Genomic DNA, 22,410 nt, shown 5'->3' with positions numbered 1-22,410 from the left:
AAATTTTCCTTTAAGTAACCGTTTGCACCTATTCATTGACATTGAACCTCGTTTGTAATAACATAAGTTCTAATTTTTGATCCAGATTGCGGAAACGTTTCACCAAAAGTTAAAATTCTTCTTTTTTTAGAAAGGATGTTAAGATGTCGAGTATTATTAATTCTTTTGTTCATCATATAAATGAGCAGCAGTTAAACGTTCATTCTGTTCGGGTATTGCAGAAAGGGGTTACAATCGGAGCGTGGGATCGCAACAGTGATGTACGCCGCTTGCAACATTCAGTAAGCAAATCGTTTACTTGCATGGCGATTGGATTGGCTTTGGATGAGGGCACACTTACACTTGAAGCCAAACTCGGGGATTATTTCACATCACCAGCACCTGCTTCACATTTAACAGCTTTCCCTCCTGCGGACCTCACCCTGTACGATTTGCTGCGAATGTCCTCGGGGCATGACGTACCTGTGTTGTGGGCAGAAGAGCGAGCCACCCTGCCTGAGAAAGATTGGGCGAAATATTACATGTCTCTTCCTTTGGACAGGGTTCCTGGTGAAACGTTTACATATAGTAGTGCAGATACGTTTATGATCTCCGCCATGTTCCAGGCTGCTTCTGGGCAGACCGTGAAGGACTACTTGATTCCGCGGCTATTCGAGCCACTGGGCATTTCGAATGTTGAGTGGGAAACTTCTCCCTTGGGCATTACATTGGGCTGTGCGGGCCTGCAGCTCACCAACGAGGAATTAGCCAGATTCGGCCAACTGTTGCTTCAGGAGGGCCACTGGAACGGCAGACAGCTCATTCCTGCGGAATGGATCCGGTTAGCGACAACACAACAGATCCCTACACCAGGAGACGGCGACTGGGGACAAGGTTATGGATATCAATTCTGGAGATGTTCCCATAACGCTTACCGTGCTGATGGCGCCAATGGCCAACTATGCGTTGTCCTCCCGGAGCTGGAGTCTGTCGTTGCCATCAATAGCGATGAACAAAATATGCAAGCCATTCTTGACCATGTATGGTCGGATATACGACCTATTCTGGAGGGGAACATTTGAATATACGAGCAGCCACCCAAGCAGATTATACGGAGTTGAGAAACATTTATCTCGAGTCGCGACGTGCCCGATTCCACTGGGCCAAGCCGGAAGAACTGTACCTGCAAGATTTTGACGCGGATACTGTGGATGAGCATATCATCGTGGCTGAAAATGAGGATGGACAGCTTCTCGGCTTCGCTTCGCTGTACCTTCCCGAGAACTTTATCCACCTTCTGTTTATGCATCCCGATTTTATCGGTGGAGGTACAGGCTCACGCTTACTTGATGCGTCAATTTCACTCATGCAGCAGCCTGTTCGATTGAAATGTGTATCTGATAATCATAAAGCAATTGGCTTTTACGAACGGCAGGGCTGGAAAAAAATTATTGAAGAAGGTACACCCGGGGAGAAATATTGGGTGATGGAGTACGACACTAATAACTGACTCCATTCATTTGAAACGGTAAACGAGGAGTGGACATGTTTTACCACACAAAAAAAGTATCATGACCTCTAGAGGCCATGATACTTTTTATTTTACCCGTGCTGTGGAAGCTGGGTCATTTCATCTAAACATTGTGCGCATATGTAACGCTCTTTGAACTCATTGACTTCTTCCATCGATCCACAAAAAATACATTTTGGACGGTATCTCTCCAGAATGATATGGTCCCCTTGTACTAAGATCTCTACAGGATCTCCCTCATTCATTTGATACCTTTTACGCAAAGATTTAGGCAATACGATCCTACCCAATTGGTCAACTTTGCGAACGACTCCAGCTGGCTTCATAGCTACGGCACACCTCTCCTATCTTACTCTAAATTTCTAGGTACATTTGTACTATGTTTATTAATTCGCCAACATTTTGTCGAATCCTGCTGGAAATAAACATTTTTTGTCCTTTTTTTTGAAAAATGTTTTTTTAGCGAATTCTAACCGTCACTTATACGAGAACTGAATTAATCCAGACCCGGGAAATTAAGTTGACGCAATGCCTCATACACAATGATGGCTGCTGAGTTTGACAAGTTCAATGATCTGACATCACCTGTCATTGGCATCTTCATACAAGTAGCAGGATTAGCAGCAATTAATTCTGGAGGAAGGCCTTTTGTCTCCTTACCGAATACCAGAAAATCTCCATCCTGAAAATTAAAATCGCTATAACGGTTCTTCGCCTTCGTGGTTGCGTAGAAGAAACGCCCTTCAGGATACTGTTCCTGAACCTCGGCAAAAGAATCATGATATTCAATATGAACGGCATGCCAGTAATCCAGACCCGCACGTTTCAGTGTGGCATCATCCGTACGGAATCCGAGTGGACGCACGAGATGCAAATGTGTGCCGGTAGCCGCGCATGTACGAGAAATATTGCCCGTATTTGCCGGAATCTCCGGTTCAACCAGAACGATATGTAAAGCCATATGTGTTCAATCTCCTTTTCATTTCATGTAAATGACAATTCTCTAATCTTAAAGAAAAGCCCTCCACACGTCAATGTGGAAGGCTCTGGTAAAGCACAAGTGTGAATGCTTGAATTCACAACTCGCTGCCAGTTTGTTTATCCATTTCTCTTCTGGAAGTGGCTCATGAAGTCCGTAAGTGCTTTAACACTTTCATATGGAGCAGCATTGTAAATGGAAGCACGCAGGCCACCAACACTCCGATGCCCCTTCAGACCAACAAAACCTTCTTGCTCTGAAGCCTTGATAAACTGTTTCTCCAACTCCTCGTTAGCCAAGCGGAAGGTCACATTCATCAGGGAACGATCTGCCGGATCTACACAACCACGGTAGAAGTCTCCGGAGGAATCGATCGCATTATAGAGCAAATCTGCTTTCTTCACGTTCTTCTGTTCAATTCCAGCCAATCCACCTTGTTCCTCGATCCATTTCAGAACCTCATTCACCATGTATACGGAGAAGGACGGTGGTGTATTATAGAGAGAATTGTTCTCTACATGTGTACTATACCGAAGCATCGTCGGAATCGTTTTAGGAGATTCACTAACCAGTTCTTCGCGAGCAATAACAACCGTAATCCCTGATGGGCCCAGGTTCTTCTGTGCACCTGCATAGATCATGCCGAATTGATTAAGATCAAACGGTTTGCAAAAGATGTCACTCGACATGTCGGCAATAAGTGGAACTGAACCGGTATCTGGGAATGACTTGAATTGAGTTCCCTCAATTGTTTCATTAGACGTCAAATGAACATAAGCTGTGCGATCCGGGAAGCTAAGATTCGACACATCCGGCAACTTCATATATTTATCCGCTTCGGAAGATGCAGCGACCTGCGTCTCCCCAATCAGTTTCGCCTCAGACAGTGCCTTCTTGGCCCAGCTGCCTGTCATGACATAACTGGCTGTCTGCCCTTCCCCGAGCAGGTTCATCGGCAGCATGGCGAACTGAGTGCTGGCTCCTCCCTGCAGGAAGAGGACCTTGTACCCCTTGGGATTGCCTAGCAGAGACAACAAACGCTCCTGAGCCTCATTATGTACAGATTCGTACACCGCTCCACGGTGAGACATCTCCATAATCGACATTCCTGTATTCCGAAAATCAACAAATTCTGCCTGAGCACGCTCCAGAACCTCAAGTGGCAACGCCGCAGGTCCTGCATTAAAATTATACGCTCTCTTTGTCACAAAATCCCCCGCCCTTTCCATCCGTAGCTGACATATGAAGTGAATATTATCGCTATGATATCAGTATTCCCTATCTGCTTCAAGGGCAATAAGCACCGAAGCTGCGAATCAGGGTTATCAAATTCCTTTATCACCCTGCAAAGTTAATGCACTACATCGTTCAATTCAAGGAAAAGCCTCCGAGAGCGAGTCCCGGAGGCTTTACATTGGGAACAGTTTCTGTTCCGACTGAATTAGCAGTCGAAGTAGAGGCTGTACTCATGCGGATGAATGCGAATTGCTACTGCTTTCGCTTCGTCACGTTTGAGGTTGATATAGTTTTCGATGAATTCTTTTGTGAATACGCCGCCTTCAGTCAAGAATTCGTTGTCCGCTGCCAGAGCGTCAAGCGCTTCTTCCAAAGAAGCTGGCACACTGCGGATATTTTCTTTGTCTGCATCAGACAAATCATAGATGTTTTTGTCGAGTGGACCATATCCAAGCTCAGTTGGGTTGATTTTGCGTTTGATACCATCCAGACCCGCCATCAGCATTGCAGCGAATGCCAGGTAAGGGTTAGCTGTGGAGTCCGGTGTACGGAACTCGATACGACAACCTTTTGGTGTCACAGCTGCAACCGGAATACGTACTGCTGCCGAACGGTTACCTTTGGAGTAAACCAGGTTAACCGGTGCTTCATAACCAGGCACAAGACGTTTGAATGAGTTCGTACTCGGGTTAGTCAAAGCAATCAAAGCTGGAGCGTGGTACAAAATTCCTCCGATGTAGTGCAGAGCCATTTCGCTCAGGTTTGCATATCCCGCCTTGTCATAGAACAATGGGGAATCACCATCGAAGATGGATTGGTGAACGTGCATTCCGCTACCATTATCACCAAACAGTGGTTTTGGCATGAATGTTGCTACTTTACCATATTGACGTGCAGTGTTATGCACGATGTATTTGTATACAAGCAGGTTATCTGCTGTTTTCTTCAACGTATCAAAACGGAAGTTGATTTCGGCTTGCCCAGCTGTCGCCACTTCGTGGTGGTGACGTTCGATCGACAGGCCCGCTTCTTCCAAAATGCGACACATTTCACTACGAATGTCTTGTTGCGTATCCACTGGAGCTACAGGAACATATCCGCCTTTAGTGCGAACTTTGAAGCCCAGGTTACCGCCATCTTCCTTACGGTTAGTGTTCCAAGAAGCTTCTTCGGAATCTACGAAATAGGAAGAGCTGTTTGTGCCGCTCTCATAACGTACATCGTCGAAGATAAAAAATTCGGATTCAGGTGCAAAAAATGCTGCTGTACCTACTCCGCTTTCTTTCAGGAATTCTTCCGCTTTGACTGCAATACCGCGTGGGTCACGCTCATAACGCTCGCCATCTGGAGTGAAGATGTCACACATAACATTCAATGTAGGGTGTGCTGTGAACGGATCGACAAAAGTCGCTTCAGGATCTGGAATCATAACCATATCGGACTCTTCAATTCCGCGGAAACCTTGAATAGAAGAACCATCAAAGGCTACTCCATTTACAAAAGTGTCTGCGTCAACTGCCGAAGCTGGTAACGAGATGTGGTGCGCACGACCGGATAAATCTACAAAACGAAAATCTACCCACTCGATGTTGTTCTCTTGAATTGATTTCAATACGTTTTCAACCGACATGTATTCGTCCTCCCAAATATTCCGAACATTAAACAACCCCGCTAAGAAAATGTCCATATTCGAATTTTTTTCTGTCGTCATTATAAAATCTCAAATGTGACATCGTCAATACTTATGTAAGGTATTTTTTGCGACTATGTAAGCTATGCTCACATTTTATAAACCTACAAATTTCATTTAACAACGTATATTCACTACATTTAATCAGTTTAATGCGGTAAAGCAGGGCTATATTTAGCCTAAATTATGGAAAAAACATTACATCATAAATGTTTCTTATCACCTATGATTAATAAATGCGTTCAAAGCTCCAAATAACACAAAAACCGGACATTTTGTCCTAGCCCCATTCTCATTGAACGGAGCCAGGGCAGATGCCCGGATGATATATATTACCTATACTATGAAGATCAGTTATACGCCAACTCGTGCCGGAAAGAACTCCGCCGGTTGTTTGGCTGTATTGAATGTTTTACCGACGATTGGTGCCAATTTCTCCAGATCCTGAAGCAGGTTGGCAAATTGGTCAGGGAACAGAGATTGCACGCCGTCACCCGTCATGGAGTTATCAGGGTCTGTATGCATTTCGATAATTAGGCCGTTAGCACCAGCAGCAACAGAAGCCTTTGTCATTGGTTCAACCAGTTCACGGCGACCCGTACCATGGCTTGGGTCCGAAATGACTGGCAGATGACTGAGAGACTGTAGAACAGGGATGGCCGAGAGGTCGAGCGTATTACGTGTGTAGGATTCGAATGTACGAATACCACGTTCACACAGCATTACATTCGGGTTGCCACCCGCAAGAATGTATTCAGCCGCATTCAACAGTTCATCATAAGTTGCACTGAAGCCGCGTTTCAGCAATACCGGTTTGCCACACTCACCCAATTTGCGCAGCAAATCGAAGTTCTGCATGTTCCGTGTACCAACTTGCAGAATGTCAGCGTACTCGGCACAGATATCCACATATTCAGGCGTCATAACTTCTGTAATGGTCAACAGGTCATGTTTCTTGCCTGCTTCAGCCATCATGATCAGCCCTTCAACACCCGTTCCCTGGAAGCTGTACGGACCTGTACGTGGCTTAAATGCACCACCGCGAAGCACCTGTCCACCGGCAGCCTTAACCAGTCCGGCAATCTCATCAATCTGTGCAGCTGATTCAACCGCACACGGTCCACCCATAACGACGAGTTCTTTCCCGCCAATATCTACACCTTTGATGGAGATCACGGTATCTTGAGGATGGAAGTCACGGCTTGCCAATTTGTAGGACTTCGAAATCTTGACGACATTCTCTACACCTTTCATTTGACGGAGATGTTCAGCCATTTTCGGTTCCACTTTACCAATCAAACCAATAATGGTGCGGTCTTCTCCACGCGAGATGTGAACCTGAAGCCCTTCCTTTTCAATTGTAGCGACGATATCCTGAATATGTTCCTCCGGAGTAGCTTTACCTGCGATAACGATCATTATATTTCCCATCCTTCCTTGTATGAGAGCGCCTTAAGCGCGTCTATTTAACCTTCAAAACTCTTCTCCACTTAAACGCTTGTTCGCTTTTAAGCTTTTATCCACTAAAGTAAATATAACATATTCACCCTTTTCAGTCAAGCCGGCTCTTTATTTCCTTCAAAAAAAAGAATCCTGCAGTCAGTCACCGGATTCCGGCTCTTTACTGCAAGATTCTTATATTCATGTTTTGTTTACGTCGTACGAGTCTTTTCCCTTACAGGAGGTAACAGCTTGCTCATATTAACCGTACGCTTGATCTCCCATGTTTCCGGCTTGTCATGTTCATATTGCTCCAGATACAAGATGACTTCCTTCGTGATCGGTGTTGGCGTAGAAGCACCTGAAGTCACCGCCACCTTATTCACACCTTTCAGCCATTCCTGCTGAATCTCAGCCACATCTGATACACGATATGCCGTTACACCCGCAATTTCCTCTGATACTTGTGCAAGTCGGTTGGAGTTATTGCTGCGAGGATCACCTACAACAATGACCAGATCTGCTTGCCCTGCCTGTTCCGCAACAGCTTCCTGACGAACTTGAGTAGCCAAGCATATCTCATTATGAATCTCTGCGCCTGGATACTTCTCCAGAAGACGGCTCATAATGTGTTTAATGTCCCATTGACTCATCGTCGTCTGATTTGTAATAAGGATTTTGCCAGGAGGTACGTTCAGACCGTCAATCTCCTCTTCCTTCTCGATCAGATGAACATGATCGGGTGCAACACCAACCGCACCTTCCGGCTCTGGATGATTCTTTTTCCCGATATAGATAATGTCGTATCCTTCTGCCGTCTTCTCCCGAATAAGGTCATGGGTTTTGGTTACATCCGGACAAGTTGCATCCACTGTAGTCAAACCTTTATCACGTGCCATCTTGCGCACTTCCGGAGATACACCATGAGCCGTAAAGATCACTGTTCCACTCTCTACTTGGCTCAAAATATCAATCCGGTTCGGTCCGTCCAGTGTAATAATTCCCTCATCTTCAAAAGAGTCCGTCACATGTTGGTTATGCACAATCATACCCAATATATAAATAGGCCGTGGTAGGTCCAGATTGCGTGCCGCCTGGCGCGCGAGCACCATCGCATCCACAACTCCATAACAATATCCCCGCGGCGAAATTCGCAGTACTTCCACTTGGTTGCCACCCGCTTTCTTTCTCGGCAAAGATAGCCGATGTAATTGCAGTCCTGTCTATTATAACCTTATTCGATAGGCGGAGCAAAGACAACCGGCAACCAAATGATAAAGGTCGTCCCTTCTCCACGTCTGGTTACAACCTCGACAGATCCCTGGTGTTCCTCAATGATCCACTTGGCAATCGACAGTCCCAGACCTATACCTGGTGTGGCACCGCGCGACTCATCCGCCCGATAGAACCGGTCAAAGATAAACGGAACTTCATCCCGATCCATTCCAATTCCCGTATCACTGATGCGTAGTCCTACCTGACCTTTATAAAGTATTGCATCAAGCGTAACCGAGCCATCTGGCGTGTACTTGAAAGCATTCTCGATAAAAATAAACAACATCTGCTGCAAATAGTCCTTGCTGCCGTTCACATATATGCCATTCAGAATCGATAGATCTCCTGGACGCCAGTCTGCCTGATGATCAAGGAATTGCGATCTGCGAGCCACTTCCTGTACCAGAATCTGCAACGGGATCGGATTCAGTTCGATTTTCTGTCCTGTATCGGCTCTGGCCAAAGACAGCATATCACTGATCAGTCTACTCATACGTTTGCCTTCATCCGCCATGTCCTCTATCGCTTCGAGCGACATTTGTTTAACCGTTTCTTCGTCCAGATTCGGTCGGTCCGTGCTCTCTTGATCCCACAGCTTCTTAAGGAAGTCCACATTGCCACGAATCGTGGTCAGCGGTGTACGCAGCTCATGCGAGGCATCAGATACAAATCTGCGCTGAGCTTTATTCGTCTCCTCGAGCCCTCTGAATGACAGCTCTGTTCGTTCAAGCATATTATTGACGGTTTCAATCAGACGTCCAATCTCATCCATGGGACCCGTGTATTGAATACGCACACTAAGGTCATCCCCAGACTGAATCTGATTGGCCGCATCAATCACATTGACGAGCGGACGCATGGATTTGCGAGCCAGAATCAGACCCGAAGTAATTGCAAGTGCCATAGCGACAAGCCAGCCAAAGACCAGAATATTTCGCAGAGCTTCCAGCAATCGTTCTTGGGAACTTACATTGGCACCGACTTGAAGGAGCCCCCTTATTTCATTGGTTCCCTGAAGAGACAGGGGCTGCTGATTCACCAAGAAAGGGGTCCCATTCACATAGATCTTGGATATTCCACGTTTTTTCTGAATCTCATTGGATTTCACAACGGGAAATTGAATCTGAAGTTTCTCCATATTGCCTGAGATTTTACCAGATCTGCTCTGGTAGTCCCACAACTGGATGTAGATCTGAGCTTCCTGCAGCTGACTTTCCGTAAAAGGGTCCAGATCCAGTGACTGTGAAAGCGGATTGACACCTATCTGATTCGTAATTCGTTCACTTTTATCTTTCAGCTGCTGTTCCACTTCTTGATAGGTATTAAAATAAACAAAAGCGTAGATTACAACTCCCCAAAAAATGAGCACGGCTGCCAAGATGCCTGAATACCACGCGGTTAATCTTAACCGAATGGACATGTCAGGAGTCACCTCTCAAAATATAGCCGGCTCCCCGGATGGTCTGGATCAAACGTTTGCCGCCGTATTCTTCGGTTTTTTGTCTGAGCATGGCAATATACACTTCGAGCACATTGGACTCACCACTGTAATCATAACCCCAGATTTTATCCATAATCAGATCACGGGACAGCACACGTTTCGGATTTTGCATGAACAGATTCAGCAATTCGAACTCCTTGGCAGTTAGTTCCAGACGCTGACCGTCACGCAACACCTCACGAGAATCATTATCCAGAATAATATCCTCATACATAAGACGATTATCAGGCGTGTCAGCTATATCTGCTTTACGACGCAATAAGGCACGAACACGAGCCAACAGTTCTTCTAGTGCAAACGGCTTCACGAGATAATCATCTGCACCTGTATCCAGCCCGATTACCCGACTCTGTACTTCATCTTTGGCAGTGAGCATCAGCACGGGAACCTTGCTCCCCGCCTCTCTGAGTCTGCGGCATACTTCAAACCCGTCAATTTGCGGCATCATGACATCAAGAACCACGATATCGGGCTCTTTATCCATCAGCTTACTGAGGCCCTCAGCCCCATTCGAAGCTGTCTGTACATCATATCCTTCAAAAGCAAGTCCCCGCCGAAGCATGGACACAATTTTTTCATCATCATCAACAATCAGAATAGTTGAGCGCATGGTCTTTCTCCTTTATCCCTTAGCGTTTTAATCTCATTGTAACAGCCAGAAGAGCAATCTGCATCTCTCCATGTACCTTGTTGCTTTTCAAGTCCACCTTGATGGATTACAACCGTATATAGTGCAAAAAAAGCGAAAGGGCCCTCGAACCCTTCCGCTCTTCTAAACCTTATTCTATAACCTATGATTTGGCATTATGGTTGTTGTTGCTGTTGTTGATCCGTCGTTTGTGTAGTATCGTAATCATTTTTGTTGCCGATTTTGATTTTCACATCCATTTTTTTGCCGTCCCGAACAACATTTAGTGTCACTTCACTGCCGATTTCCTGTTTCTTGATGAAATCAATCAAATCCTGACTTGTGTTGTACGCTGTACCATTGGCACCTGTGATGATGTCATAAGCACGCAGGTCTGCTTGGTAAGCAGGGGATTGATAGATCGTGCTGGCTACAACTGAACCTTCAGTGATATCCGTACCCATCTGTTTAGCCACTTCAGGCGTGAGGGCCATCAGAGATGCACCAATGAATGGTACAGGCTCTTTGGGAACTTCTTTGTTTTCTTTCAGATATTTAACCGCATCCGAGATTACACTCGAAGGAATAGCAAATCCAATACCCTGTGCATCCGCGCTAACCGCAACGTTCATGCCAATGACTTCACCATTCAGGTTAAGTAATGGGCCACCGGAGTTACCAGGATTGATGGAAGCATCCGTTTGTAACAAGTGGCTGTACTCACGGGTTTTGCCTGTTTCTTCGTCCGGAATGCTGATCGTACGTTCTTTCGCACTCAATACACCTGCAGTAACTGTGTGTTCAAATCCTTCCGGGTTACCAATAGCTACAAGCCATTCACCCACTTGTGTGCTGTTGGAATCGCCCAGTGGAGCGACAGGGAAAGAATCATCGCCGCTGTTTTTCTCGATTTTCAATACGGCAAGGTCAAGGTCGAAGCTGCTTCCCAGCAATTTCGCTTCATACGGTTTGCTGTTATTCTCCAGCGTTACCTGAATCACATCTGCACCCTGAACCACGTGTTGGTTTGTCAGGATGTAGCCTTCTTTGTCAAAAATAAATCCGGAGCCAATACCGAGTGGAACCAACTGATTGCTGCTTTGTTGCTGTTGCTGCTGATTATTTTGGCCTTGGTAGCTATCTGTTCCGCCATTGCCTCCATTACCAAAGAAGTATTGGTACAATGGATCACTCATCGTAGAACCACCTTGGCTGCTGCTGCGTGAAGACTGCTTCGCTAGTGTTTCAATTTTTACGACAGCCGGACTTGTACTCGTTACTACAGAGGATACATCCTCTTTACCCGTTGGCAGTAATGACGCTGTCACGTTATTGCTGCTGCCTGAGTTGGTAGGAGTGGATGACTGACTGGAGCTTTCATTTTCTGCACTTGTCAGCGCTTCCTGTGGTGTAAACATGTTTGTTCTGTCCGCTGTGTACATCAGCACTGTGATGACCAGCATCCCGGCGATAAAAGAGAACAGAAGCGATCTTACAGAAGAACGTGGCCGACGGTTATTATAATTCCAATTGCCATTGTTCTTGCCGCCGTTCCCCTGATCTCCTCCGTTGCCACCTGAACCATTGCCGCCTCTGGAGGACGTATTGGCTTGATCAGATGATTCGTTACTGTAATTACTGTAGTAAGTAGGTACGGGCTTCACGGGGTCAGGTCTAGTAATCTCTACATTTCCTTCTTCACGTTGATTATGTTCCCCATTATGACTTGCTGTATCTTCCTGATTCACGGACTGAAAAGGTCCATAAGAATAATAATAGGAGGAATCGTCCGTCCCGGATGAATTGCGATTCTCCGCTTGTTTAGTTTCATTTTCCTCGTCTTGACGGTTCGCTCTGTAATTACGTTCGTCCATGCCTCTCTACCTCCCAATCTCTTCTTCGCAAGAGATATTCTTTAACTGTCCTTATTTTGTACTTTAAACCTTAACCGTACCTTAAAAACAATTAAAAAGGAGATAAAAGCACGCTGTTATAGAACATTTTTCCCGCCAAATCTGCATTCTAACCCTTATTCTTCACCCAGCCCTGACGATGAGCGTAGATTGCCAACTGTGTCCGATCGTCCATTTCACATTTCATCAGCAGATTGCTCACATGAGTTTTGACGGTTTTGATACTAATATGTAGTTCTTCCCCGATGTCCTTATTGGTCTTGCCCTCTGCAATCAGCAAAAGCACTTCTTTTTCCCGTTCCGTCAGGCCGGATTCGTTCTCTCTTGCAGTTCGCTGCCTGATGCCACGGGTCAATGCCTGCGATACGTCGCCTGTCATTACCGGCATACCCCGGTATGCTCCTTGCAGAGCATAGATTAACTCTTCAGCAGATACCGTCTTCAGTACATAACTGACCGCTCCGGCTTCAATCGCTTGTACCACAAGGTCATCCTCCAGAAAACTGGTCAGCATTACAATCTTCATGCCCGGAAATTCGGTCATGATCGCTTGTGTCGCTTCCGCACCATTCATCACCGGCATCATCAGGTCCATCAGGATGAGGTCAGGCAGATCGTTATCTCCCAGCTTGCGTAGCTGATTCAATGCATCCTGTCCGTTGCCGGCTTCCCCCATTACATGAAAAGTGGGTTCCAACATAAGATACGTTTTTAACCCCATTCGCACCATATCATGATCATCTACAATCATTACATTCACTTTTTCGCTCATTCCGTTTCCCCCTCTGGTTCTTTCGGGAATTTCGGGATGAATACCCGCACCGTCGTCCCCGCTCCCGGCTTCGATATAATCTGAACCTGACCTCCAAGTTTCTCTGCCCGTTCACGCATCGTTGATAATCCGTATGAACCAGGCCGTTCCGCTTGCTGCAAAAAACCTTGACCATCATCGCTAATGCTCATGCTGATCTGATGTTCACTCTCTCGTATGGATAGACTGACCAGTCCCGCTTCTGCATGTTTGACCACATTAGCGACCGCTTCCTGAATAACAAGAAACAGCTGGTGCTCGATGGCATCGGAAATTCCGCCATCCAGTTCCAGCTCTTTCACTCCTTTTAAACCATTCTGCCTGCAATAATCCGGGAACCAGCTATCCAGCGCTTCTCCAAGATTCCTTCCCTCCAACTCCACTGGGCGAAGCTGAGCAATAAGACCTCGCATCTGCCGCTGTGCGATATGTGACATCTGAATAAGTTGATCCAGCACTTTGCTGCCATGCTCGGGATTCATCTCCAGCAGACGTGGTAAGGAGGAAGCCGACATATGCATGGCGAAAAGCTGTTGGCTGACCGTATCATGCAAATCCCTTGCCATCCGTTTGCGTTCTTCAATTACAGCGCGTTCAGATGCCTGTTCCTTTTCAATGACTTCCTGCTCACCAAGCCGCTGAAGCAATCTCATTTTTTTCTCAATCGAATCCATCATGACATTGAATTCCTGATATACCCGTCCGAAGGAGGCATCATCTGCCTCAGGCATACGCACAGCGAGATTGCCCTTGGACACTTTCAGCATGTTAAGATCCAGCAGATCAATCTTGCGTTGAAGCCGTAAGGCGGCAATGTAGCCCGTGATTACGGTAGCCAGGAGCACAACAGCAACATAGGTCCATGCACGCTGACGCCCTGTTCCCATGAGCACTTCCCCGTACAGCAAGTAAAAACCGCCCAAAGTAATGAGTCCGGTCAGCGCAAAATACATCATCAGTTCCCACTTATTTGCTTTGAGAATCGTTCGAATCATGCGTTAACCCACCTTGTTCACTTTGACATCTCCAATAAACACACTAACGACAATCCGTACTTTTTTTCCTGCTTCGCGATAATGCGCTGTTTCAGCCTGAGCACTGCTTAAGAATCCGCCCCGTTTTTGATTTAACAGGGACATGTCCCCAATAAACGAGTTCGTCGTCACAGTCACACCGAGATCCATATCTTCCGGAACAAATACCTTCACATCCCCGATAAAAGAGGAAATGTTAATCTTCGTCTCACCATAAGGTATTTGCGCCTTCGTCAAATCGATCACCGTATCGCCAATAAATGCTGAAATATTCATCGGTTTCAGGGAGAACACTTCCTGTCCCATATACATATCACCGATAAATGCCGATTTGTTAATCGTATTCCCATGGCCACCATAATAATTCGGATCATCATCATAGTGGTCATCGTCATCAAATGTTCCGTATGCTTTTTTATTTGAACCGTAACCTTTATGCTTGTGATGATGATGCTGATGTTTATGATGGTGTTGATGTCCGTGTGAATTAGGTTCTTCTTCCTTATCTGTATAAAATGAGCCATGTGCATCATTTTTTTGTTCCTGTATTGGTTTGCCAAATGTTTTCTCAAACTGTTCGTCAAACGAAGACGGCATTTCCAGATCCTCAGGGGACAATGGTTTATATGGTGGCTCCGGCGGCGGAGGCGGTTGTACTTGGTCATGATGTTTCCTGTCACGACGACGAGGACCGATCAGAACGAACAATCCCCCACCAATGAGCATTACTGGAATTAGGTAGCGTATAAACTCTCCCATGGAGTAATCAATCCATCCCAGATTACGGGCCAAGAAATATCCACCAATCGCCAGTACAATGGCCGGCCCAATCAATGCATGACTTCCATTACGCCGAATTTCGGTTATACCTTTTACACCCCACCAAATCAAAAATAACGGCCAATATGTTCTGAACATGTATCCGATATCTATGTCATAGCCCACTTGCCTGAACAATATTATTGCTCCAATCGCAATAAGAGGAATGCCAACCCACCAGCGGTCCCGCGTAGATCGTTTCATCGCTCATGTCTCCTTTGTCTGTATTCTGTATCCAGTTTACCTCAGACAAGGATTGGTTAACAGCGGCGGCAGATGGAATTCATCTCAGTCTCGAGACCGAGGCGGAAGGGTATTTATGTAAAATATTAAAAACACCCTGGAGAAATTCTCCAAGGTGTCTGTGCATTGATTTACTTTTGTGTTTTGCCTGTGTTCTCGGTACCGAACTCAGCATTGTATTTTTCATCAGGTGTTTGGAAGTTATCCTTCACTTTGTTTTGGTGCGATTGTTTCACCTTGCTTGCTGCACTCTCTTCTCCAAACTCTGCATTGTACTTCTCGTTTGGCGTTTGTGAACCTTGAGATTTCTTAGCCACGACGATCACCTCTCTCTTCATATTTACATTGCATGTCTGCAACGCGGGGTTCGTCCCCAGAGAGTATTATGTGAAGAGTGCACGTCCGTTATTCATGTATTAAAATTCATCATTATACGGCCTTGTCCAGCCAAGAATCCGGAACGGATTTGTACACATCAATGGCTTCCGATAACTCTTCCAGCATTTTTTCAGTGCATTTTCCAGCACCTTGTTTGATCAACTGTACTTCGACGTCCTTTTTGCCCCATTCTTTATACACTTGCTTTGTTGTAGGGAAATAAAGATCAATTTTATTGCCCTTAATTGCGGAGCCTGTGTCTGCAACGATGCCGTAACCGTAACCGGGAATATATAAAATGGAACCCAGCGGGAACAGCTTTGGATCAGCTGCAATCGTAGAGACCGTTTCTTTATCGCGGCGTACCTTTACACCCGAATACGTAATTCCGTATTGAGGATGTTTTGGACCTTTTCCGGTTGATTCCACACCCGCAGTGTAACCGGTAGCCGTCACCTTATGTGTGTCCAATATCTGTTCTGTACGCGGAGCGAGCACCGGCATCGACGGGTCAACTGCAATGTGCTTCTCCGGAATTTCCGTTCGCGGAATGACAATAGGCTGCGGAGACCATAAAAATCCCATATAGACCAAGGTTGTGAGTTGAGCCTGATCACTGTATTCATAAACTGCCGTTTCTGAATGTACGCCTTCAAGGTCTCCTGAAGTTTCGCTGTGTCGATTCTCCACATACATGACTTCATTTTCCTCTTCAAAGGTATATGCCTTTGCCTGATTCCACCCCAAGACTACTCCAATGAGCACTACACTGCATGAGATGATGAACCTTATGTTTTTCTTTTGAAATAAGAATTGCTTTTTCATATAGAACCTCCCCCTTACTGCAAAGGTTTTCCATAATGAAAAAATTCTATACTTTTCACCTATTAAGGCTTTTAAACCCGATGTCCAGAAAACCTTAAAAACTACAAAAAAAACCGTGTGAACCATTGGATTTACTCCAATATGGTTCACACGGTTTTTTATTATAGAGCCCACAATTCAGGATTACACCAGTCTTGTTGCAATCTCTTCTTTGAGCTGGGCTACAATTTCGTCCACTGGTTTCATGCCGAGATCGCCTTCTCCACGTTTCCGAACAGATACACCCTCTGCATTACGTTCATTTTCACCAACGACGAACATGTATGGCATTTTCTCAAGCTGTGCTTCACGGATTTTATACCCGAGCTTCTCGTTACGCAGATCCGCTTCAGCAGAGATGCCTGCACGTTTCAGCTTCGCTTCCACTTCACGTGCATAGTCGTCGAAGTTTCCGGATACCGGAATAACCTTCGCCTGTACAGGAGACAACCACAGTGGCAGAGCCCCTGCAAAGTTCTCCAGCAAGAATGCAGTGAAACGCTCCATCGTACTGATTACACCGCGGTGGATAACGACCGGACGATGTTTCTGCCCATCATCTCCCACATATTCAAGCTCAAACCGCTCTGGCAAGAGGAAGTCCAATTGGACAGTAGACAATGTCTCTTCTTTGCCCAGTGCTGTCTTGATCTGAACGTCCAGTTTCGGACCATAGAATGCCGCTTCGCCTTCTGCTTCATAGAATGGAAGGTTAAGTTCTTCCACAACTTCACGCAGCATGCGTTGGGACATTTCCCACATCTCGTCATTCTGGAAGTATTTCTCCGTATCCTGAGGATCGCGATAGGACAAACGGAAACGATATTCGTGAATGCCGAAATCTTTATAAACCGTTTGAATCAGCTCAATAACACGAGCAAACTCTTCTTTGATCTGATCCGGGCGTGCGAATATGTGAGAGTCGTTCAGCGTCATCGCACGTACACGGTGCAGACCTGTTAACGCGCCCGACATTTCGTAACGATGCATCATGCCAAGCTCGGCAATCCGGATCGGCAGATCACGGTAGCTGTGCATGCTGGACTTGTACACCATCATGTGGTGAGGACAGTTCATTGGACGAAGAACGAGTTCCTCATTGTCCATAACCATTTTAGGGAACATGTCTTCCTGATAGTGCTCCCAGTGTCCGGATGTTTTGTACAACTCAACATTACCAAGCACCGGTGTGTATACATGCTGATATCCGAGGCTCTCTTCCAAATCTACGATATAACGCTCCAACGTCCGGCGCAGCTTCGCACCATTAGGCAACCAGATTGGCAGGCCTTGTCCAACCAGTTGGGAGAATGTGAAGATTTCGAGTTCCTTACCCAATTTACGGTGATCCCGTTTACGTGCTTCTTCCAGGAAGTGCAAATGCTCATCAAGCTGTGCTTTTTTCACAAAAGCAGTACCGTAAATACGTTGCAGCATTTTGTTTTTACTATCTCCACGCCAGTAAGCACCGGCAACATTCATCAGTTTGAATACTTTGATTTTGCTGGTGGATGGCACGTGTGGCCCACGACACAAGTCGAAGAATTCACCTTGCTCATAAATAGTGATAACACTGTCTTCTGGCAAGTCACGAATCAATTCGAGCTTGTAAGGATCGCCCACTTCTTCGAAGATTTTGATCGCTTCCTCGCGGCTAACTTCCTTACGTACAATTGGCAGATTCTCATTAACAATACGTTCCATTTCCTTCTCGATCTTTTGCAGATCTTCGGGATTGAGCGGTTGTTCCAGATCCATATCATAGTAGAAACCATCTTCAATGACAGGACCAACGCCGAGATGCACCTCTTTGTTTCCATATAAACGCTTCACAGCTTGAGCAAGCAAGTGAGCTGTACTGTGACGCATCACTTCCAGACCTTCTGGTGAATCCAGTGTTACGATCTCCACCAATGCTCCCTCGTGAAGTGTTGTGGACAAGTCCACTACGATTCCATCCAGTTTGCCGGCTACGGCATTTTTGCGAAGTCCGCTACTGATCGAAGCGGCCACATCTTCAATGCTGCTTCCGTCGGCATACTCACGAACCGAACCATCGGGTAGTTTAATGTTAACTGCCATTTGTCTCATTCCTCCTGTAAATTCAACCTCTGTCCATATATTTCATGGATGGATAATCTATTGCTGTTCCTGCAATTTTGCAATGGAACGCAAAAAACACCCGTCCCGGCAAAGGGACGAGTGTTGTATACTCTCGTGGTTCCACCCTAATTCAGCTGCTTCATCCATATTGGAAGTACAGCCCTCATTGGCATGACGGTAACGGGCATGACCCGGCATATCCTTACTCATGGATGACTACCTGTATTATGAGGCAATATTTATATCCATTTTCAAAACTGCAGCTCCAAAGGGGTAAACCAAACGTGGCATCCGGAGGAAATTTCAGCCTGGTTCCCTCTCTCTGCACCGACCGTGCGCATGGCTCTTGTCTTTGTCAACGCTTTTGTTTATTGTTCCATAACAACTCAAATAAATCATGGATCAACAGTTATTATAATTGCCGATATCACTTGCGTCAAGACCTGTCAACAATCCGGAGCGCAGTACTTCACACTCAGGACAATGATGGCATAACTGCACCTTGTCTTCAAAGATCTGACGGATCGTAGAGATGATAGGCAGATCTGGAGTGCGTGTATGCAGCATGACCTTTTCAGGTGAGATGGAAATCAGCGTACTCACGATCATATCTTCGATATCCATTTCCAATTCAAGCCCTGGCATCTCCACGACGACCTGTTCATCCTTTTGTACGGGTAGGACATTAAGCGCAGCATCCAGTACTTGAAATTCATGTAATCCTTTGTGTATCAAATGCACAAGAGGTACTTTCGCCTCCTGAAAGAATACAAAATATTTGAGTAACCCCATAAACTCTTCATATTGACGATCCATCCAGAACTCATCCAGTGCATATTCTACCAGCTCATGAAGCTCCTGTTTATACTGCCGAATCCGAAAATTAAGAATGCCTTCAAGATGAAAAAAATGAACCTCCTCCAAATCCTGCTTCAATCCATTGGCCAAAGTGGTACGGCGACGCTCCCGTAGGCCTGGCTGATCCAAGTCACCATTAAATAACAATGGCATGCATATCCGGTTTACCTTCTCCACCTCATGTTCATCCATAACTGAGCAGGCTTTCGAAATCATCTCTTCTACCATACTACGTTCACGCGTATCCATGATGTAATCTGCAAGCCCCGACGCAAGCAAATCACTGATCTGAGGCAGCCACTGCTGGAAGTCAGCGTGATTCTCATTGCCTCTGCATACCCAGGCCGCTCTGCCATCATTATGTTTGAAGGTGAGCCGAAATCCTCTTTTGCTTATATGTAAACCTTTGGTTTTTTCCTTCACACAACGATAAAATTGATCCGCTTCTTCCTGCCCTGATACATCGGTCCATACGGCGAACAGTTCCATAAGAATCACTCCTTTCCTTCCTGTTCAAAGTATATGGCAAGGCCGATAGGGATATACGAAGCGGATTGATGGAAAGCGTGTCATGATTTCTCAGTATATTATCAAACCGTTTGGAGTTAAGACAAAAATGTGTTATTATTTTTATAACAGTATGTTTCACGGAAAAGGGGGGAAGCCAAAATGAGACAACAACCAAGAATACTCCGTTACGCTTTTATTATCATTTTGTGCGTATTCCAAGCGTTGTCCTTCCCTATTCCGATGCAGTCGGAATCCGCTGTCGAGGTAACCGTTGAGACGACTTCCAACAAGGAAGTGCTTGTCCACACATTGGAGTCTCAGCAGAAACCTGCCATTCGCAAATACCCACAAGTCATGTCGAAGTTGATTGCGGTCACGCATAACAAACCTGTCTTTCTTGTGCTCGCTTTGTTGCTAATGCTGCGAATTCCAACACCGCGTCTACCCTTTAAACCGTTGATTTGTCTGTTTAAACGCAGATTATTTCTGCTACCTATCAAATTCACCAGTATGTATGTATCTCCCACCCCTATAGCACCAATTTACGTGAACGCTCTTAGCTAGCCGTTACATCGTAATTTAGGTTGCTTTGCATGGAGACACCTCTGTCTGAAAGACGGTGTGCTTGTGCATAACTATTAACCCTTTTAGCAAATGTTAGATATCGATCAGTTTTATTTGGCAACACCTATTTGTTAACGTCTATTTTGTTATCCCCGTTTACATTAAAAATTTACAACACAAGGCTGTGTGTCAGGAGTCCCTGGCTCTGTTTACCCGCATCATTTAATGTTCCTAAGCGCAACAGTTCATTCTATTTTCGGGAAATAAGCCTGTCTTCTGTGGCCAGCCCTCAATTTAAGGAGGCATACTATCCATGGATGTACGCGAAACAGATTTGCCGGGAATCGGCAAGAAATTTCAGATTGAAACGAGCAGTGGAGATAAAATCATTGTCATTATTCACGATGACGGTCGACGGGAAATGTACCATTTTGAGTACGATGACCCAGACCAAAGTATCTCCATGATTACGCTGGATGACTATGAAGCAAGACAGATTGCTGCCATCGTTGGTGGATTGACCTATAAACCAAAGCAGCTTGAAAATATCGAAGTAACGTTTGACGATCTGATCATTGAATGGTACAAAATCGAGCCATCCTACGGATGTATCGGTAAATCTATTGGTGAACTGGACGTTCGTCAAAACTCAGGGGCAACGGTTATTGCCGTTGTAGAGAAGAATCACAAAAAACATATCAGCCCCGGTCCGGAGGTCGTGATTAGTGCAGAGTCCACGGTAGTAGCCGTTGGCGAACGCAATCAGCAAAAGCTATTCAAATCCCTCCTCCTGACCGGAAGGGGGTGAGTCGATGGATCATCTGATATTCGAAGTGGGTCTGGCACTTGTGCTCATTGCAGCAGCCGGACTCTTATCCGCAAAACTGAGATTTTCGGTCGTTCCATTTTACATTCTGATCGGGATGGCCGTCGGACCTCATGCCATGAAGATCTGGCATCTGGACTTCCGTTTCATTGAAAGTCAGCCGTTTATTGAGTTTATGGGCCGCATTGGTATCCTCTTCCTGCTCTTCTATCTTGGGCTGGAATTCTCGGTTGGTCGTTTGATCAAATCAGGTAAATCCATTGCAGTCGGCGGATCCATCTATATTGGGATTAACTTCACGCTGGGATTGATTTTTGGTTTTGCTTCCGGTTTCCCAGCCGCCGAAGCTCTTGTCATTGCAGGGATTACCACCATTTCATCCAGTGCCATCGTCGCCAAAGTACTCGTTGATCTGAAACGAACAGCGAATCCGGAGACGGAAATGATTCTCGGAATTATCATGTTTGAAGATGTATTTCTCGCTGTATATATCTCCATCTTGTCTGGACTTGTGCTCAGTGATTCATCCTCCATCGGAGGAGTCATTGTATCGGCACTCATCGCACTTGGATTCATGCTCATTGTCATTATTCTTGGACGTAAAGCAACACCTCTGCTCAACAAGGTGCTTAAGATTCGCTCCAATGAGTTGTTCTCCCTTGTGATTTTCGGTGCATTGTTCCTCGTTGCCGGATTCTCCGAAACCATTCATGTCGCTGAAGCCATTGGCGCCTTGCTTGTTGGTTTGGTACTGGCTGAAACGGAACATGCAAAACGGATTGAGCACTTGATTCTGCCATTCCGTGATTTCTTTGGAGCTGTTTTCTTCTTCAGCTTTGGATTGTCCATCGATCCGTTGTCTCTTGGAGGGGAAGCTGTGTGGCTTGCGTTGATCGCAGTTGTGCTCACACTATTCGGAAACTTCCTTGCAGGCATGCTAGCTGGGCGCAGTGCAGGACTATCACCGAAAGCATCAGCCAATATCGGTTTGACCATTGTGTCACGTGGTGAATTTTCAATCATTATGGCCAACATGGGTAAAGCCGGGGGACTTCTCCCGCTGCTGCAACCGTTCGCCGCATTATATGTACTCATTCTGGCAATCCTTGGACCGTTATTAACAAAAGAGTCCAAACATGTGTTCAGATTATTGGATAAAATATTTAAGTTCAAAGATCCTCGGAAGAAGAAAGAAGAACCGAAGGTTCTGCAGAAAGAAGGGTAACCC

22 protein-coding genes are annotated in these 22,410 nt (G+C 45.7%); 5 read left to right on the top strand and 17 right to left on the bottom strand.

Annotated elements, in window-relative coordinates:
• The first annotated feature begins 143 nt into the window (after nucleotides 1–143).
• Together DC345_RS01925 and DC345_RS01920 are read left to right on the top strand one after the other, a co-directional pair.
• On the top strand, nucleotides 144–1,061 hold the full coding sequence (locus DC345_RS01925; protein ID WP_113051651.1) for a serine hydrolase domain-containing protein: 918 nt from the start codon (nucleotides 144–146) through the stop codon (nucleotides 1,059–1,061).
• On the top strand, nucleotides 1,058–1,489 hold the full coding sequence (locus DC345_RS01920; protein WP_113051650.1) for a GNAT family N-acetyltransferase: 432 nt from the start codon (nucleotides 1,058–1,060) through the stop codon (nucleotides 1,487–1,489). Before DC345_RS01925 ends, DC345_RS01920 begins: the two co-directional genes overlap by 4 nt.
• Before the next feature lie 92 nt (nucleotides 1,490–1,581).
• Here DC345_RS01920 and DC345_RS01915 read toward each other — a convergent pair whose 3' ends face one another.
• The 17 genes from DC345_RS01915 to DC345_RS01840 form a co-directional block, all read right to left on the bottom strand.
• Nucleotides 1,582–1,836: an AbrB/MazE/SpoVT family DNA-binding domain-containing protein gene (locus DC345_RS01915; RefSeq protein ID WP_024629045.1), complete on the bottom strand. Its 255-nt coding sequence runs from the start codon at nucleotides 1,834–1,836 to the stop codon at nucleotides 1,582–1,584.
• 170 nt (nucleotides 1,837–2,006) lie between these two features.
• A complete protein-coding gene (gene trmL / locus DC345_RS01910; RefSeq protein ID WP_113051649.1) occupies nucleotides 2,007–2,471 on the bottom strand; it encodes a tRNA (uridine(34)/cytosine(34)/5-carboxymethylaminomethyluridine(34)-2'-O)-methyltransferase TrmL in 465 nt (154 codons plus the stop codon).
• A 137-nt stretch (nucleotides 2,472–2,608) separates the two neighbouring features.
• Nucleotides 2,609–3,697, bottom strand: coding sequence for a 3-phosphoserine/phosphohydroxythreonine transaminase (gene serC / locus DC345_RS01905; protein ID WP_113051648.1), 1,089 nt, complete (start codon nucleotides 3,695–3,697; stop codon nucleotides 2,609–2,611).
• A gap of 233 nt (nucleotides 3,698–3,930) precedes the next feature.
• Nucleotides 3,931–5,355: a type I glutamate--ammonia ligase gene (gene glnA / locus DC345_RS01900; RefSeq protein ID WP_063564243.1), complete on the bottom strand. Its 1,425-nt coding sequence runs from the start codon at nucleotides 5,353–5,355 to the stop codon at nucleotides 3,931–3,933.
• A 414-nt stretch (nucleotides 5,356–5,769) separates the two neighbouring features.
• Nucleotides 5,770–6,834 carry a 3-deoxy-7-phosphoheptulonate synthase gene (gene aroF, locus DC345_RS01895; RefSeq protein WP_063564242.1) on the bottom strand — a complete coding sequence of 355 codons (1,065 nt, stop codon included), beginning with the start codon at nucleotides 6,832–6,834 and terminating at the stop codon, nucleotides 5,770–5,772.
• Nucleotides 6,835–7,067: 233 nt separating this feature from the next.
• Nucleotides 7,068–8,021 carry a 4-hydroxy-3-methylbut-2-enyl diphosphate reductase gene (locus tag DC345_RS01890; protein ID WP_076289892.1) on the bottom strand — a complete coding sequence of 318 codons (954 nt, stop codon included), beginning with the start codon at nucleotides 8,019–8,021 and terminating at the stop codon, nucleotides 7,068–7,070.
• Nucleotides 8,022–8,089: 68 nt separating this feature from the next.
• On the bottom strand, nucleotides 8,090–9,550 hold the full coding sequence (locus DC345_RS01885) for a sensor histidine kinase (protein ID WP_076289893.1): 1,461 nt from the start codon (nucleotides 9,548–9,550) through the stop codon (nucleotides 8,090–8,092).
• 1 nt (nucleotide 9,551) lies between these two features.
• On the bottom strand, nucleotides 9,552–10,241 hold the full coding sequence (locus DC345_RS01880) for a response regulator transcription factor (RefSeq protein ID WP_076289894.1): 690 nt from the start codon (nucleotides 10,239–10,241) through the stop codon (nucleotides 9,552–9,554).
• 194 nt (nucleotides 10,242–10,435) lie between these two features.
• Entirely contained in the window at nucleotides 10,436–12,133 is a 1,698-nt protein-coding gene (locus DC345_RS01875) for a S1C family serine protease (protein ID WP_113051647.1), read from the bottom strand.
• A 148-nt stretch (nucleotides 12,134–12,281) separates the two neighbouring features.
• A complete protein-coding gene (locus DC345_RS01870; protein ID WP_113051646.1) occupies nucleotides 12,282–12,944 on the bottom strand; it encodes a response regulator in 663 nt (220 codons plus the stop codon).
• Nucleotides 12,941–13,978 (bottom strand): HAMP domain-containing sensor histidine kinase, encoded by a 1,038-nt coding sequence (locus tag DC345_RS01865; protein ID WP_076289897.1) that lies wholly within the window; start codon nucleotides 13,976–13,978, stop codon nucleotides 12,941–12,943. The genes DC345_RS01870 and DC345_RS01865 overlap by 4 nt, the downstream gene beginning before the upstream one ends.
• A 3-nt stretch (nucleotides 13,979–13,981) precedes the next feature.
• Complete coding sequence (liaF, locus tag DC345_RS01860; RefSeq protein WP_113051645.1) at nucleotides 13,982–15,040, bottom strand: cell wall-active antibiotics response protein LiaF; 1,059 nt, start codon at nucleotides 15,038–15,040, stop codon at nucleotides 13,982–13,984.
• Nucleotides 15,041–15,210: 170 nt separating this feature from the next.
• The gene (locus DC345_RS01855; RefSeq protein WP_113051741.1) at nucleotides 15,211–15,396 is read right to left on the bottom strand and encodes a hypothetical protein; all 186 of its coding nucleotides are present in this window, start codon (nucleotides 15,394–15,396) and stop codon (nucleotides 15,211–15,213) included.
• A 112-nt stretch (nucleotides 15,397–15,508) separates the two neighbouring features.
• Nucleotides 15,509–16,282, bottom strand: coding sequence for a 3D domain-containing protein (locus tag DC345_RS32315; RefSeq protein ID WP_309304306.1), 774 nt, complete (start codon nucleotides 16,280–16,282; stop codon nucleotides 15,509–15,511).
• A 183-nt stretch (nucleotides 16,283–16,465) separates the two neighbouring features.
• The gene (gene thrS / locus DC345_RS01845; protein WP_064639432.1) at nucleotides 16,466–18,403 is read right to left on the bottom strand and encodes a threonine--tRNA ligase; all 1,938 of its coding nucleotides are present in this window, start codon (nucleotides 18,401–18,403) and stop codon (nucleotides 16,466–16,468) included.
• Between the two features lie 57 nt (nucleotides 18,404–18,460).
• Nucleotides 18,461–18,634: a hypothetical protein gene (locus DC345_RS31575; protein WP_181586437.1), complete on the bottom strand. Its 174-nt coding sequence runs from the start codon at nucleotides 18,632–18,634 to the stop codon at nucleotides 18,461–18,463.
• Nucleotides 18,635–18,826: 192 nt separating this feature from the next.
• Nucleotides 18,827–19,771, bottom strand: coding sequence for a putative sporulation protein YtxC (locus DC345_RS01840; RefSeq protein WP_113051644.1), 945 nt, complete (start codon nucleotides 19,769–19,771; stop codon nucleotides 18,827–18,829).
• 180 nt (nucleotides 19,772–19,951) lie between these two features.
• Here DC345_RS01840 and DC345_RS01835 point away from each other — a divergent pair, with 180 nt between their 5' ends.
• The 3 genes from DC345_RS01835 to DC345_RS01825 all read left to right on the top strand — a co-directional run bounded on the left by DC345_RS01835 (nucleotide 19,952) and on the right by DC345_RS01825 (nucleotide 22,407).
• Nucleotides 19,952–20,356: a hypothetical protein gene (locus tag DC345_RS01835; protein ID WP_076289900.1), complete on the top strand. Its 405-nt coding sequence runs from the start codon at nucleotides 19,952–19,954 to the stop codon at nucleotides 20,354–20,356.
• Between the two features lie 313 nt (nucleotides 20,357–20,669).
• Complete coding sequence (locus DC345_RS01830; RefSeq protein ID WP_053780467.1) at nucleotides 20,670–21,164, top strand: cation:proton antiporter regulatory subunit; 495 nt, start codon at nucleotides 20,670–20,672, stop codon at nucleotides 21,162–21,164.
• Nucleotides 21,165–21,168: 4 nt separating this feature from the next.
• On the top strand, nucleotides 21,169–22,407 hold the full coding sequence (locus DC345_RS01825; RefSeq protein WP_113051643.1) for a cation:proton antiporter: 1,239 nt from the start codon (nucleotides 21,169–21,171) through the stop codon (nucleotides 22,405–22,407).
• Nucleotides 22,408–22,410: the final 3 nt, after the last annotated feature.

Source organism: Paenibacillus taichungensis (assembly GCF_003287275.1).
Lineage (GTDB): Bacteria > Bacillota > Bacilli > Paenibacillales > Paenibacillaceae > Paenibacillus > Paenibacillus taichungensis_A.
This window is presented reverse-complemented; position numbering and strand designations above follow the sequence as displayed.

Bases quoted from the DNA above. Each gene is read 5' to 3' on its own strand.
- DC345_RS01925 (WP_113051651.1), top strand. From the start codon at position 144: ATGTCGAGTATTATTAATTCTTTTGTTCATCATATAAATGAGCAGCAG.
- DC345_RS01915 (WP_024629045.1), bottom strand. From the start codon at position 1,836: ATGAAGCCAGCTGGAGTCGTTCGCAAAGTTGACCAATTGGGTAGGATC.
- trmL (WP_113051649.1), bottom strand. From the start codon at position 2,471: ATGGCTTTACATATCGTTCTGGTTGAACCGGAGATTCCGGCAAATACG.
- glnA (WP_063564243.1), bottom strand. From the start codon at position 5,355: ATGTCGGTTGAAAACGTATTGAAATCAATTCAAGAGAACAACATCGAG.
- aroF (WP_063564242.1), bottom strand. From the start codon at position 6,834: ATGATCGTTATCGCAGGTAAAGCTACTCCGGAGGAACATATTCAGGAT.
- DC345_RS01885 (WP_076289893.1), bottom strand. From the start codon at position 9,550: ATGTCCATTCGGTTAAGATTAACCGCGTGGTATTCAGGCATCTTGGCA.
- DC345_RS01880 (WP_076289894.1), bottom strand. From the start codon at position 10,241: ATGCGCTCAACTATTCTGATTGTTGATGATGATGAAAAAATTGTGTCC.
- DC345_RS01875 (WP_113051647.1), bottom strand. From the start codon at position 12,133: ATGGACGAACGTAATTACAGAGCGAACCGTCAAGACGAGGAAAATGAA.
- DC345_RS01870 (WP_113051646.1), bottom strand. From the start codon at position 12,944: ATGAGCGAAAAAGTGAATGTAATGATTGTAGATGATCATGATATGGTG.
- DC345_RS01865 (WP_076289897.1), bottom strand. From the start codon at position 13,978: ATGATTCGAACGATTCTCAAAGCAAATAAGTGGGAACTGATGATGTAT.
- liaF (WP_113051645.1), bottom strand. From the start codon at position 15,040: ATGAAACGATCTACGCGGGACCGCTGGTGGGTTGGCATTCCTCTTATT.
- DC345_RS32315 (WP_309304306.1), bottom strand. From the start codon at position 16,282: ATGAAAAAGCAATTCTTATTTCAAAAGAAAAACATAAGGTTCATCATC.
- thrS (WP_064639432.1), bottom strand. From the start codon at position 18,403: ATGGCAGTTAACATTAAACTACCCGATGGTTCGGTTCGTGAGTATGCC.
- DC345_RS31575 (WP_181586437.1), bottom strand. From the start codon at position 18,634: ATGAGTAAGGATATGCCGGGTCATGCCCGTTACCGTCATGCCAATGAG.
- DC345_RS01840 (WP_113051644.1), bottom strand. From the start codon at position 19,771: ATGGAACTGTTCGCCGTATGGACCGATGTATCAGGGCAGGAAGAAGCG.
- DC345_RS01835 (WP_076289900.1), top strand. From the start codon at position 19,952: ATGAGACAACAACCAAGAATACTCCGTTACGCTTTTATTATCATTTTG.
- DC345_RS01830 (WP_053780467.1), top strand. From the start codon at position 20,670: ATGGATGTACGCGAAACAGATTTGCCGGGAATCGGCAAGAAATTTCAG.
- DC345_RS01825 (WP_113051643.1), top strand. From the start codon at position 21,169: ATGGATCATCTGATATTCGAAGTGGGTCTGGCACTTGTGCTCATTGCA.